Annotated in this window: 11 protein-coding genes; 2 read left to right on the plus strand and 9 right to left on the minus strand. The window is 70.8% G+C overall.

Going from position 1 to position 12,246, the window contains the following annotated elements:
* Positions 1-121: 121 nt before the first annotated feature.
* Together AB0I52_RS27745 and AB0I52_RS27750 are read right to left on the minus strand one after the other, a co-directional pair.
* On the minus strand, positions 122-1,387 hold the full coding sequence (locus AB0I52_RS27745) for an ATP-binding protein (RefSeq protein ID WP_363077092.1): 1,266 nt from the start codon (positions 1,385-1,387) through the stop codon (positions 122-124).
* Between the two features lie 15 nt (positions 1,388-1,402).
* A complete protein-coding gene (locus tag AB0I52_RS27750) occupies positions 1,403-2,080 on the minus strand; it encodes a response regulator transcription factor (RefSeq protein WP_018104033.1) in 678 nt (225 codons plus the stop codon).
* Positions 2,081-2,501: 421 nt separating this feature from the next.
* On the opposite strand from AB0I52_RS27750, the gene AB0I52_RS27755 reads away from it, so the two are divergent.
* Positions 2,502-3,998 (plus strand): oligopeptide:H+ symporter, encoded by a 1,497-nt coding sequence (locus AB0I52_RS27755; protein WP_363077095.1) that lies wholly within the window; start codon positions 2,502-2,504, stop codon positions 3,996-3,998.
* Positions 3,999-4,077: 79 nt separating this feature from the next.
* Here the strand turns inward: AB0I52_RS27755 and AB0I52_RS27760 are convergent, their stop codons facing one another.
* From AB0I52_RS27760 to AB0I52_RS27785, 6 genes are all read right to left on the minus strand, one after another.
* Positions 4,078-5,460 carry a hypothetical protein gene (locus tag AB0I52_RS27760; RefSeq protein ID WP_363077173.1) on the minus strand — a complete coding sequence of 461 codons (1,383 nt, stop codon included), beginning with the start codon at positions 5,458-5,460 and terminating at the stop codon, positions 4,078-4,080.
* Between the two features lie 38 nt (positions 5,461-5,498).
* Positions 5,499-6,536 (minus strand): hypothetical protein, encoded by a 1,038-nt coding sequence (locus AB0I52_RS27765; protein ID WP_363077175.1) that lies wholly within the window; start codon positions 6,534-6,536, stop codon positions 5,499-5,501.
* A 92-nt stretch (positions 6,537-6,628) separates the two neighbouring features.
* Positions 6,629-7,624 carry a hypothetical protein gene (locus AB0I52_RS27770; RefSeq protein WP_363077097.1) on the minus strand — a complete coding sequence of 332 codons (996 nt, stop codon included), beginning with the start codon at positions 7,622-7,624 and terminating at the stop codon, positions 6,629-6,631.
* Positions 7,625-7,668: 44 nt separating this feature from the next.
* Positions 7,669-8,343, minus strand: a complete 675-nt coding sequence (locus AB0I52_RS27775) for a peptidase (protein ID WP_363077099.1) — start codon at positions 8,341-8,343, stop codon at positions 7,669-7,671.
* Between the two features lie 204 nt (positions 8,344-8,547).
* Positions 8,548-9,087, minus strand: coding sequence for an ATP-binding protein (locus AB0I52_RS27780; protein WP_363077101.1), 540 nt, complete (start codon positions 9,085-9,087; stop codon positions 8,548-8,550).
* A 229-nt stretch (positions 9,088-9,316) separates the two neighbouring features.
* On the minus strand, positions 9,317-9,685 hold the full coding sequence (locus AB0I52_RS27785; RefSeq protein ID WP_363077103.1) for an STAS domain-containing protein: 369 nt from the start codon (positions 9,683-9,685) through the stop codon (positions 9,317-9,319).
* A 283-nt stretch (positions 9,686-9,968) separates the two neighbouring features.
* On the opposite strand from AB0I52_RS27785, the gene AB0I52_RS27790 reads away from it, so the two are divergent.
* Complete coding sequence (locus tag AB0I52_RS27790; RefSeq protein ID WP_363077177.1) at positions 9,969-10,931, plus strand: RNA polymerase sigma factor SigF; 963 nt, start codon at positions 9,969-9,971, stop codon at positions 10,929-10,931.
* 110 nt (positions 10,932-11,041) lie between these two features.
* Here the strand turns inward: AB0I52_RS27790 and hutI are convergent, their stop codons facing one another.
* Positions 11,042-12,229, minus strand: a complete 1,188-nt coding sequence (hutI, locus tag AB0I52_RS27795) for an imidazolonepropionase (RefSeq protein WP_363077105.1) — start codon at positions 12,227-12,229, stop codon at positions 11,042-11,044.
* Positions 12,230-12,246: the final 17 nt, after the last annotated feature.

Consider the following 12,246-nt stretch of genomic DNA (forward strand, 5'->3'; position numbering starts at 1 on the left):
GGGCGTCCGGGCGGACGCCTTGTCCTCAATCGCCGGACGGGCTTGATTGTGCCGGACCGGACTTGATCGTGACGGACGGGCTTGATGGTGGTGACGGGCCGGGCCTGAGCAGGGCCCGGTCTCACCTCACCGGGCGTTCCGGTTCTTTTCTGTTCAGGGCCACCCGGCTGAGGAACAGGGCGAAGACCGGGGGCTGCTGCTGGAGCAGTTCCAGGCGGCCGCCGTCCGCCTCCGCCAGGTCCCTGGCGACCGCGAGGCCGATGCCCGTGGAGTTGCGGCCGCTGATGGTCCGCTCGAAGATCCGGGCCCCCAGGTCGGCGGGGACTCCGGGGCCCTCGTCCGTCACCTCGATGACCGCCTGGTTGCCGGTGACCCGGGTGCGCAGGGCCACCGTGCCGCCGCCGTGCATCAGCGAGTTCTCGATCAGCGCGGCCAGCACCTGAGCGACCGCGCCCGGCGTGCCGACGGCTCGCAGCCCCTGTTTACCGGAGCGGACCACCGCACGGCCCTCGCCCCGGTAGGCCGGGCGCCACTCCTCGATCTGCTGCTTGACGACCTCGTCGAGGTCGAAGACGACGGCCGAGCCCGTCCGCGGGTCGCGGGCGTTGGTCAGCAGCCGCTGCACCACGTCCGTGAGCCGCTCGACCTGGGTGAGGGCGATGTTCGCCTCCTCCTTCACCGTCTCCGGGTCGTCGGTGACGGAGATCTCCTCGATCCGCATGGAGAGCGCGGTCAGCGGCGTACGGAGCTGGTGGGAGGCGTCGGCGGCGAGCCGGCGCTCCGCGGTCAGCATCCGGGCGATCCGTTCGGCGGAGGAGTCCAGGACATCTGCGACCCGGTCCAGCTCCGGCACCCCGTACCGCTTGTGGCGCGGGCGCGGGTCGCCGGAGCCCAGGCGTTCCGCGGTCTCGGCGAGGTCGGTGAGCGGCGAGGCCAGCCTGTTGGCCTGGCGTACGGCGAGGAGCACGGCGGAGACGATGGCCAGCAGCGCCACCGCGCCGATGATCATCAGGGTGCGGCCGAGCTCGCGGGTGACGGCGGAGCTGGACTCCTCGATGGTGACCTTCTCGCCGTGCTCGCCCACCTGGGTGGCGGTGATCACGCTGCCGCTGGGGCGCTCGCCCACTTCGATGGGGGCGCGGCCGGGCATCTTCACCAGGGCGTAGCGCTTGTCGTCGACCTGTTCGGCCAGCACGTCGGGGTTGATCCGCTCGGAGCCCAGGAGCCGGCTCTCGATGACGCTGATCACCCGCAGCGCCTCGGAGTCCACGCTCTCCTGGGCACTGCTGCTGATGGTGCGGGCCTCGACGAGGACGAGGGAGACGCCGAAGACGGCGATCACCACGAGCACCACGGCGAGGGTGGAGTTGATCAGTCGTCGGCGCATGAGTGCTTCTGTACGTCAGCTCTTCTCGAAGCGGAAGCCGACGCCCCGGACGGTGGCGATGTAGCGCGGATTGGCGGCGTCGTCCCCGAGCTTCTTGCGGAGCCAGGAGATGTGCATGTCGAGCGTCTTGGTGGACGACCACCAGGTGGTGTCCCAGACCTCGCGCATCAGCTGGTCGCGGGTGACGACCCGGCCCGCGTCGCGGACCAGGACCCGCAGCAGGTCGAATTCCTTGGCGGTGAGCTGGAGTTCCTCCTCGCCCATCCAGGCCCGGTGCGACTCGACGTCGATCCTGACCCCGTGGGTGGCGGGCTGCGGGGCGGGCTCGGTGGCCCCGCGGCGCAGCAGCGCCCGGACCCGGGCCAGGAGTTCCGCCAGCCGGAAGGGCTTGGTGACGTAGTCGTCGGCGCCGGCGTCGAGGCCGACGACCGTGTCGACCTCGTCGGCGCGGGCGGTCAGCACCAGGACCGGCACGGTGTGGCCCTCGGCGCGGAGCCTGCGGGCCACTTCGAGGCCGTCCATCCCGGGCAGCCCCAGGTCGAGTACGACCAGGTCGATGCCGCCCTGGAGGCCGGCGTCGAGAGCGGTCGGACCGTCTTCGCGGACCTCGACCTCGTAACCCTCCCGACGCAGGGCGCGGGCCAATGGCTCCGAGATGGATGCGTCGTCCTCGGCGAGCAGTACACGGGTCATGGAGTGATGGTAGTCCGCGGAGCGGACAAGGAGTGAGGTGATCCAAAAGCCCTGCGGGTCTGCGTCCCGTTCACGACCGGACCTTCGAATGTGGGAGCCTGATCGCACCCTGACCTGTGATTCATGTCTCAAGTCCTTTCATATCCGGTTCTATCGTGTCGTATGGTGTCTCGACGCCTGTTGCACCACTCGAAGACCTTTGGGCAGCTATTAGCGCCAAGGGTCCTTTTTGCGTGCAGGGCTGGTACCCGCCAGTCCGGAAGTATTCAGTGAATGACCTGTGGGCCGGGCCCGGAACGCCAATGAAGGCGCCGGGCGTGGATCCCGACGTGGTGGGCGTACCCGCGTCGGTGCCGGCCTCCCCCCACCGGGCGCGTACCGCCGCACGAGGCGCCGCGTCCCGAGCAAGCAAGGATCGACCATGGCGTCCAGCCTGACGAAGGACCCCTCCAGTCCCCCTGGCGTAGAGAAGACGTTCCTCGGCCACCCCCGCGGCCTGGCCACGCTCTTCATGACCGAGATGTGGGAGCGCTACAGCTTCTACGGCATGAAGGCACTGCTCCCGCTGTACCTGATCGCCCCCGGCGGCATGCACATGAGTGCCACCACGGCGACGGCGATCTATTCCGTCTACATGGCGATGGTCTACCTGCTCGCCATGCCCGGCGGCTGGATGGCCGACCGCTTCTGGGGGCCGCGCAAGACGGTCGCCATCGGTGGCGGTGTCGTCATCCTCGGCCACATCACGCTTGCTGTGCCCAACCCGGCGACGTTCTTCGTGGGTCTGGCCCTCGTCGCGATCGGCTCCGGCCTGCTCAAGGCGAACATCTCCACGATGGTCGGCCACCTCTACAACGGTCCGAAGGACCCGCGACGAGACGGCGGCTTCACGCTCTTCTACATCGGGATCAACCTCGGTGCCTTCCTCGCCCCGCTGTCCATCGGGACCATCGGCGAGAAGGTCAACTGGCACTTCGGCTTCGCGCTCGCCGCGGTCGGCATGGCGCTGGGCCTCACCCAGTTCCTGCTCGGCTCGCGCCATCTGAGCCGGGAGAGCGATGTCGTCGCCACTCCGGCGACGGCGCGGGAGAAGAGCTCCGTCCTGCGCAAGGGCCTGGTCTGGCTGATCGTGGCGACGGTCTTCTACGGTCTGCTCGCCGTCACCGGCAACTTCGCCGACTGGGCGCTGCTGCCGATCACCATCGCCGGTCTGGTCATCCCGGTCGCGGTCCTGGTCCGGATGAAGCGCGACAAGGAGCTGACGGAGACCGAGCAGTCCAAGCTCTCGGGCTACATCTGGTTCTTCGTGGTCGCCGCCGTCTTCTGGATGATCTACGACCAGAACGGCTCGACCCTGTCGATCTTCGGTGAGAACTCGACCACGAACAGCCTGTTCGGGTTCCACTTCCCCACGTCCTGGTACCAGTCGCTGAACCCGGTCTTCATCATGGCGGCGGCCCCCGTGGTCGCCTCGGCGTGGCTGTGGCTGAACAAGCGCGGCAAGGAGCCGAGCACCGCCGTCAAGTTCGCCTCCAGCCTCACGCTGATCGGCATCTCGTTCGTCGTCTTCATGATCCCGCTGATCGACACCGCGGCCAACGGCGGCAGGGTCAGCCCGATGTGGCTGGTGGCGATCTACTTCATCCAGACGGTCGCGGAGCTCTGCCTCTCGCCGGTCGGCCTGTCGGTCACCACGAAGATGGCCCCGGCGAAGTACAGCTCCCAGATGATGGGGGTCTGGTTCCTCGCGGTCACCGCGGGCGACTCCCTGACCGGTCTGCTCACGTCCCCGCAGCTCGACGTCGACCTGAACACCTCGGCCGCCGTCGCGGTCGAGGCGGTACTCGCGGTCGTCGCCGGCTTCGGCATCTGGATGTACCGCAGGAAGGTCACGAAGCTCATGGGCGACGTGAACTGACCTCGCAGTTCCTTGCCGGAAGGGGCCTGCGCACCGTTCGGCGCGAAGGCCCCTTCCGTCGTGCCGTGCGGGACTCAGCTCACTGGCCGGACCTCAGCCTGCGCCACGGGGTGAACGTGAACACCGCGCCGCCCAGCAGGATCGCCGTGCCGGCGACCAGGCCGAGTGCGCGCAGGGCGCCGTTGTCCTCGGCGCCGGTGGCCGCGAGCCCGCCGCCGGACGCCGTGCCGCCGGCTGCCGCCGCCGCTCCGCCGGAACCGGCGGTGTCACCTCCGGACGCACCGCCTTCCTGCGCGGTGGTGTCGAGTTCGAGCGACGCCTTCACGGCGCCCTTGACCGTGCACGGGATGTTGATCTTCGAGGTGCCCAGCGTGACGTCGATCGTCAGATTGCCGGGGGTGAGCGTGGACTTGCCGGAGGCTCCCGGCTTGTACGTGCCGGTCATATCGGTCAGGCTGACCGGCTTGTTTATCTCCAGGGGCTCGGGGTTCGCCGGCCCGGTGGCTTTGACGGAGCCCTTGTCGGCGCCGCCGATGACGATCTGCATGGACGGTTTGAGCGCGCCCGCGGGCAGGTCGGCAGGGCTGTCCATCACACCCTTGGCGGTCTTCACCGTGAGCGCGTAACTCCCGCCGTTCTTCTTGGCGTTGATCGTCACCTTGGTGGCGATGCCGTTCGACGGGCCGGGCGACTGACAGGTGTAGTTCACGACGACTTCCTTGCCAGGGAAGTCCGTGGCGCCGCCGCTGCCGCCGGAGCCCGCGGTGGAGCCGCCGGCGTCCGTACCGCCGGCCGTCGTACCGCCGGAGGTCGAGCCGCCGGAGGTCGTGGTGCCGGAGGTCGTGGTGCCGCCCGCGGTCGTACCGCCCGCGTCCGTACCGCCGTCCGTCGTGCCCCCGGTGGTCGTCCCTCCGGTGTCGGTACCGCCGGTGGTCGTACCGCCGGCCGTGCTTCCGCCGCCGTCCGAGACCTTGATCGTCGCGCCCGGCGCGACCGTCTCCTTCGGGGTGCACTTGGTGTCCGTGGAGATCGGCTTGGAGACGTTGAGGTTGTACGCGTCCGGCGTCAGCGTCAGATCACCCGCCTTCTCCAGCTTCAGCGAGCCCTTCATGTCCGACATGATCATCGGACTCTTCCTGGGGATCGCCGGGTTCTCCCGCGGCCCGTCCATCTTCAGGTCGCCGGTCGCGGCGCCGCCCAGCTTGATGGTGCCGGTCGGCTTGACGGTGTCCTTCTCCAGATCGAGAACGTCGGGGTTGTCGGAGGCGCCCTTGACCGTCTTCCACACCACCTCGACGGTGTCCCCGACCTTCGCCTCGGCGGGCGCGGTCAGCTGCACCTGGGTGGTGCCCTGGACGGGCGGCAGTCCGGAGATGGCCGGGGGTATGCACTCCGTCTTGTACGAGATGTCGGCGGCCTGGGCCGGGCCGGCGGCCAGCAGCATGCCCGCCCCGCCGATCATCATCGCGACTCCCGCCGCGACCGTCCTGCGTTGCGTACTCACGAATGTCCCTTCGTCGTCGGTCTGTGCTCTGACGGTGCGGAATCAGGGGTGAACCACGGCAGCGCGGCCGTGGTGGTGCTCGCGCCCGCCGCGGGCGCGGTGCCCTCGGACGGCGCGGGTGCCCGCCGCAGCCTCGGCAACCGGGCTGTCACATCGGCGAACCGGCCGGGGCCGCGGCGCGACCGGGCCGCCGCGTGCGCGGAGCGCGGGCGCACCTTGTCGACGACCGCCATGCCGATACGGAACACGGCGGCGGGCACGACGAGGCAGAGCAGGATCCAGAAGAACGTCACGCCCCAGGGGCGGCCGACCCCCCAGGGCTGTTCGGCCAGCACCTTCGTGCCGTACTTCAGCGAGACCTGGTAGTCGCCGTGGGCGCCCGCCGTCAGCTCGACGGGCAGCTCGATCCGCGCCTTGCGGCCGGGCTCGATGGTGCCGCGCCACTGCCGGTCCTCCCACTGCGGGGCGTAGACGCCGTGTGCGGTGCCGACCTCGAAGACCGGGTCCTTGACCGCGGCGGAGCCCAGATTGCCGACGGTGAGGACGAGACGGCGCGATGCCGGGGCGCCGAACCAGGTGAGGATCCCGCTGTCGCCCTCCAGCCGGGTGGTGGCGAGGACGGCGAGCTTTCCGTCGCCGTCCTGCTTGGGCAGTGCGGCGACGGGGTGCCCGGCGACGACGAACACGGCGTCGGCCACGGCCTGGTCCCCGGTGACCGTGGCGACGTGCACCACGCAGGGGCAGGGCGCGGGCGGCTCCGCGACCGGAAGCTTCTTGGCGAACGCGCCCTTGGAGTCGGTGGTGACGGCGCGGCCGTCCGCGTTGGCGCAGGAGTTGGTGCCGCCGATCACCCCGCGGGCGGGGCTGGACTGCCCGCAGACCAGCATCATCAGCAGGGTGTCCGCCCGCCAGCCGCTGCCCTTGACGGTGATCTCGCCGCCCTTGCCCGCCTGCTTCTCGGAGAGCGTGACCGCCGGTTTCGGGTCAGCCGCGCTGCGGCCGGTGGCGTGGGCCCCGGTCGCGGTCAGCAGCAGGGCGGGCAGTATCGCGGCCAGCAGCGCGGCGAACAGCGGGGCCGCCCGCCCGCGGCAGCCGCTCCGGAGTGCCGCCGGTCCGGTCCATCCAGTCACGATTCCGCTCCCGCCTTCACCAAGTGCCTCTCGTCGGAATGCCGTTGATGGTCAGGGGACGGGACGGGCCCGTCGTCGTGCCTGTTCCGCCGTGCTCCTCGCCGGCGCCGGTGGACGTACGTGCCCGCGGCGGCCGCGGCCAGCAGCAGCGCGCCCCCGGTCACCGGCACCCACGGGACGAAGAGCGCCGAGGCGATGGCCTCGCCGTGCGCGCCGCCGGCCGCCGTGACGCGCAGCCGGACGGTGGCGGAGTCCAGGGCGGGGGTGTCCCGCCACGGTTCGGTGAGCCGTACCCGCTGTCCGGGCAGCAGCTCGACGGGCAAGGTGCGGGCGTCGCGTCGCAGCAGGCTGCCGAAGACCCCGTCGGCGCTGACGGCGAGACGGGGCGCGAGGACCGCGTTGCCCCGGTTGACCAGCGTGTAGTGGATGGTCCGCCCGGACACCGTGACGTCCTCGACCGTGAGCGCGGCCAGCGTCGGCCCGCCGACCCGCAGCTGGACCCGGACGCCCACCGAGCGGCCGCCGCTCTCGGCGACGATCGCGCCCGGGTGGTCACCGGGCAGCGCGTCCTGGGGCACGGTGACGGAGACGGGCACCTCCGCACGGGTCCGGCCGGGCACGGTCACCTCGGTGGTGGCTGTCCGCAGCCAGGCCCCGGTACCGGTGGAGCCCCGCGCGCCGCGTACCGCGAAGCCGCCCTTCGCGGTGTTGTACGCGTCGGCGCCGCGCAGCCGTACGGTCACCGGCTCCGGCCCCGGGTTGGTGACCGAGAGGCGGTCCTGGAGGACGCTGCCGGGCAGGCCCTCCAGGTAGAAGTACGGTCTGCCGCCGTCCCGGCCGGCGCCGTTCGCCGCGGGCCGCGCCGTCCACGCCGGGGCGGCCGGATGCTCGGTGGCACCGGCCGACGCGGTCATGGCGACGGCCCACCACAGGGCGGCGAGCAGCGGTACGGCAAGGGCGGATCGGGTGGCGTGACCGGTCAACGGCGGCATGGGCGGCTCCCTGGTGCGTGACGGCGGCGGCGGTTCGCGGGGTGTCAGCCCGTGGCCCGCTGCCCGCGCCTGGTCAGCCACAGCACCCCGGCCGCGCCGGTCAGCAGCACCGTGCCGCCGAGCGTGCCGAGCGCCACCGCCGAGTCGAGCGGGCCGGTCTTCGGCAGCGAGCCGCCGGTGTCCGGTGCGCTCTGCGCGCCCCCGCCGCCGCCCGCTGCCTTGACGTCGAGGGAGAGCGAGGGGCCGGGGTTGTTGGACGGGGTGCAGGTCGTCGTCGTACCGAGTGCCTTGATGGTCAGCACTCCGGCGGTGAAGTCGACCTTCCCGCTCTTCTTCGGGGTGTACGTCCCCGACAGATCACTGATCTTGATGGGGCTGTTGGCGGGAATCGCGGCGGAGTTGGCCGGTCCGGCCACCTGGAGCCGGCCCGGGTCCGCACCGCCCACCTTGATCACCGCGCTGGGGTTCATCGCGCCCTTGCCCAGTTCGACCGGGCTGGAGGAGACGCCCTTCTGGAAGGACATCGTGAGCTTGTAGCCGCTGCCGCTCTTGACGCTCTTGATGTCGATGGGCGACACGGCGGCCTTGTCCCCGATCGGGGTCTTGCACTTGTAGTTGACGTCCACGACCGTCGCGTGAGCGGCGGGCGCGGCCATCAGCACCACCGCCCCCGCCAGTCCGGACGCCAGCGCGAGAGCTGTTCGCTTCTGGTACGACACCTCGAATTCCCCTCATGCCGGGAGTCGCCGTGCGCCGCTTCCGCGCGGCCCAAATAACTGACGACACATCAGATTGGGCGCTCAAGGTACGCCCGGCGCCTTGTGGAGGGAAGACAAAGAGCGCGCCGATCCGGCGCGCTCTTCGAGGGGCGTGGGGCCCGGGGGGGGTACGGCCCCTGGGCGGGCGGGGAAACCCGCGTGCGGCTATGCGGGGGCGGCCAGCTCCGCCCAGACGGTCTTGCCGGGTGCGCCCGGCACCCGTACGACTCCCCAGTCCAGGCAGAGCCGCTGCACGATGAACATGCCGTGCCCGCCGGGCCGGCCGGCCCGGTGCGGGGTACGCGGCGCGGGCTGTCCCGCGCCGCCGTCGACGACCTCGACCCGCAGCGCCTTCGGCGTGCACGCGATACGGAGCTCGTCGGGGCCCTCCGCGTGCAGGCACGCGTTGGTGACCAGCTCGGAGACGACCAGCAGGACGTCCTCGGCGGCCGCACGGCGGTCGGCGGTCGAGGCGGGGAGCCACCCCCAGTCGTAAAGCGCCTGGCGGGCGAAATCGCGGGCCGTCGGCACGATGCCGCTGACCTGCCGCAGCGACAGCGTGCGCCACTGCCGCTCGGCGGACCCGTCGGAGGAAGCGCCGGCGCCCGCGTCCGCGCGTGTGCCCGCGTCGGTACGTGCACCCACGCCCGCGCCCTCCGGCTCGCGGCCGAGGTCGCCCGGCGGATGCTGCCGGGTGGTGCTCATCAGCGCTTCACCTCACCGATTCGCCATGTCGCCATGTCGCCATTGAACAGATACAGATACAGATACGGACGCCGATACAGGCACCGGACGGATACGGAGCGTGCGGCTCGCCGAGGGCTCGCCGGGGTGTCTCCTGCCCTGCCGAATCGTGACAACACCCACTTCGCCCACGCGGATCGCGTGACGCGCGCGACACATCAGGTCGCCGGGGTGGTGAAACGCACCACGGTCAGTCGTCCAGGGCCTCTACGAGGGAGCCGTGAACGGTGAAAACCGCCTCGGCCCCGGTGATCTCGAACACCCGCGCCACCACGGGCAGCATTCCGGCCAAATGGACCCCTCCCCCGGCTGCCTCCGCCTTGAGGCGGGCACCGAGCAGCACGTTCAGCCCGGTGGAATCACAGAATTCGAGTCGCGAGCAGTCCACCACCAGGCGCGCGCGCCCTTGCTCGACCGCGCTCTCCAGGGGCTCACGCAGCAGATCGGCCGTGTGGTGATCGAGCTCGCCCACCGGCGTCACAACCTCACTGCGGCCCACGGTCCGGGCCTCGACCTGAAGCCGACCCCGGTTCGCGCTGCCGACCGTCCCGCGGTCCATGCCCGTCCCTCTTCACCGATCGTCACTGTCTGCATCACTGTGCGTGCAGATGCGTTGCACCTGTCGCTGACGTGCTTAAAACAGTACGCGTTCCGTGCGCCACGCGGTAGCCGAAGACCTCAACAAACCGGACATATAGCGGTAATTGGAGCTTGTAACGACCAGCAAGGACCGGGTAAGGGTAGGGGGACACCCAAAACATGGCCGGCTTTGGAGGCGCCGCTTCACCGCAGGAACACGTATGGGCATCGGCAGCCATATGCCGAGAACGATGGAGGAGACCATGTCACCCCGGCTCGACGAACCGCGTACCCACAACGCGACGTCAGCATGTCCTCAGGGACTGACCGAATCAGACTCCCCTGCCGCGGCCGTCCTGGACGGTACGCGCGACAGCACCACCAGCAGTGACCACAGCGACACCGAAGGCACCACCGGCGATCTCGCGGAGCTTCCCGAGATCCCGCCCTCCTCCGAGATGGGGCCGCTGGACGCCAGGGCGCTCTCCAAGACGCTCTTCGCCCGGCTCGAATCCCTCGAAGAGGGCACCCACGAGTACTCCTACGTACGCAACACGCTCGTCGAGCTGAACATGGCCCTGGTCAAGTTCGCCGCCTCCCGGTTCCGCTCCCGCAGCGAACCGATGGAAGACATCATCCAGGTCGGCACCATCGGCCTGATCAAGGCGATCGACCGGTTCGAGCTCAGCCGCGGCGTCGAGTTCCCGACCTTCGCGATGCCGACCATCGTCGGCGAGATCAAGCGCTTCTTCCGCGACACCAGCTGGTCCGTGCGCGTGCCGCGCCGCCTGCAGGAGCTGCGGCTCGACCTGGCCAAGGCGGGCGACGAGCTCGCCCAGCAGCTGGACCGCGCGCCCACCGTGGGCGAGCTCGCCGACCGCCTGGGCATCAGCAACGAAGAAGTCGTCGAAGGCATGGCCGCGAGCAACGCGTACACCGCGAGCTCGCTGGACGCCAAGCCCGAGGAGGACGAGAACGACGGCGCGCTGGCCGACCGGATCGGCTACGAGGACCACGGACTGGAGGGCATCGAGTACGTCGAGTCCCTGAAGCCGCTGATCGCCTCGCTGCCCGGCCGCGACCGGACCATCCTCTCGCTCCGGTTCGTCGCCAACATGACGCAGTCGGAGATCGGCGAGGAGCTCGGTATCTCGCAGATGCACGTCTCGCGGCTGCTCTCCCGCACCCTGGTCAAGCTCCGCAAGGGCCTGACACTGGAGGAATGAGCGGGCACCTCGCAGCGCGTTCGCGAGGACTGCCGGACATCTCGCGAGGACTGCCGGACACAAGGACCTGCCCCGACAAGGGGCAGGTCCTTCCGCGTTGCCGACGTGAGTCAGCCCTGCCGCCGGGCGCCGGTGCGCTCGCCGCCCCGCCAGACCTCGTGCACCAGCGGGACGCCGGGCCGGTAGGCGAGGTGGACATGGCTGGGTGCGTCGAGGACGACCAGGTCCGCGCGTGCCCCGGGAGCGATGCGCCCGATGTCGGTGCGCCGCAGCGCCGCGGCGCCGCCCGCGGTGGCGGACCAGAGGGCCTCGTCCGGGGTCATGCCCATGTCGCGCACGGCGAGTGCGACGCAGAACGGCATGGACGAGGTGAACGAGGAACCCGGGTTGCAGTCCGTGGAGAGCGCCACGGTGGCGCCCGCGTCGAGGATGCGGCGGGCGTCGGGCCAGGCGGCGCGGGTGGAGAACTCCGCGCCGGGGAGCAGCGTGGCGACGGTGGCGGACTGGGCCAGGGCGTCGATGTCGGCGTCGGTGAGGTGGGTGCAGTGGTCGGCGGACGCCGCGTCGAGTTCCACGGCGAGCTGGACGCCGGGGCCGTGGCCGAGCTGGTTGGCGTGGACGCGGGGGTGCAGGCCCTTGGCGCGGCCCGCGGTGAGGACGGCACGCGCCTGGTCGCCGTCGAAGGCGCCCTTCTCGCAGAAGACGTCGATCCAACGGGCGTACGGGGCACAGGCGTCGAGCATCGGACCGGTGACCAGGTCGACGTAGCCGGCCGGGTCGTCCGCGTAGTCCGGGGAGACGATGTGGGCGCCCAGGAAGGTGACCTCGTCGGTGTGCCGGGCGGCGATGCGCAGGGCGCGGGCCTCGTCCTCGACGGTGAGGCCGTAGCCGGACTTGGTCTCGAAGGTCGTGGTGCCCTGGCGCAGCGCCTCGGCGAGGTAGCGGGCGACGTTGGCGTCGAGCTCCTCGTCGGTGGCGGCGCGGGTGGCGGCGACGGTGGTGCGGATGCCGCCCGCGGTGTAGGCCCGGCCGGACATCCGGGCGTTGAACTCCTGGGTGCGGTCGCCCGCGAAGAGGAGGTGCGAGTGGGAGTCGACGAAGCCCGGGATCACGGCCCGGCCGGCCGCGTCCACGGCGTTGTCAGTGGCGGGTGCTTTGCTGGATTCACCGGTCCAGACGACCCGGTCGCCCTCGATGACGACGGCCGCGTCCTGGATCAGTCCGAGGGGGGAATCGTCACCGAGGGAGGGGTCGTTGGTGACCAGTGCGGCGATGTGGGTGATGGCGGTCGTCGTCATCGGGGGACTGCTCTCCT

The sequence above is a fragment of the Streptomyces sp. NPDC050423 genome (assembly GCF_040655445.1).
In the GTDB taxonomy this organism is placed as follows: domain Bacteria; phylum Actinomycetota; class Actinomycetes; order Streptomycetales; family Streptomycetaceae; genus Streptomyces.

Excerpts from the sequence above, each read along its gene's own strand:
- hutI (WP_363077105.1), bottom strand. The coding sequence starts at position 12,229 with ATGACGACGACCGCCATCACCCACATCGCCGCACTGGTCACCAACGAC.
- AB0I52_RS27785 (WP_363077103.1), bottom strand. The coding sequence starts at position 9,685 with ATGGACCGCGGGACGGTCGGCAGCGCGAACCGGGGTCGGCTTCAGGTC.
- AB0I52_RS27770 (WP_363077097.1), bottom strand. The coding sequence starts at position 7,624 with ATGCCGCCGTTGACCGGTCACGCCACCCGATCCGCCCTTGCCGTACCG.
- AB0I52_RS27750 (WP_018104033.1), bottom strand. The coding sequence starts at position 2,080 with ATGACCCGTGTACTGCTCGCCGAGGACGACGCATCCATCTCGGAGCCA.
- AB0I52_RS27780 (WP_363077101.1), bottom strand. The coding sequence starts at position 9,087 with ATGAGCACCACCCGGCAGCATCCGCCGGGCGACCTCGGCCGCGAGCCG.
- AB0I52_RS27790 (WP_363077177.1), top strand. The coding sequence starts at position 9,969 with ATGTCACCCCGGCTCGACGAACCGCGTACCCACAACGCGACGTCAGCA.
- AB0I52_RS27755 (WP_363077095.1), top strand. The coding sequence starts at position 2,502 with ATGGCGTCCAGCCTGACGAAGGACCCCTCCAGTCCCCCTGGCGTAGAG.
- AB0I52_RS27760 (WP_363077173.1), bottom strand. The coding sequence starts at position 5,460 with ATGATCGGCGGGGCGGGCATGCTGCTGGCCGCCGGCCCGGCCCAGGCC.
- AB0I52_RS27745 (WP_363077092.1), bottom strand. The coding sequence starts at position 1,387 with ATGCGCCGACGACTGATCAACTCCACCCTCGCCGTGGTGCTCGTGGTG.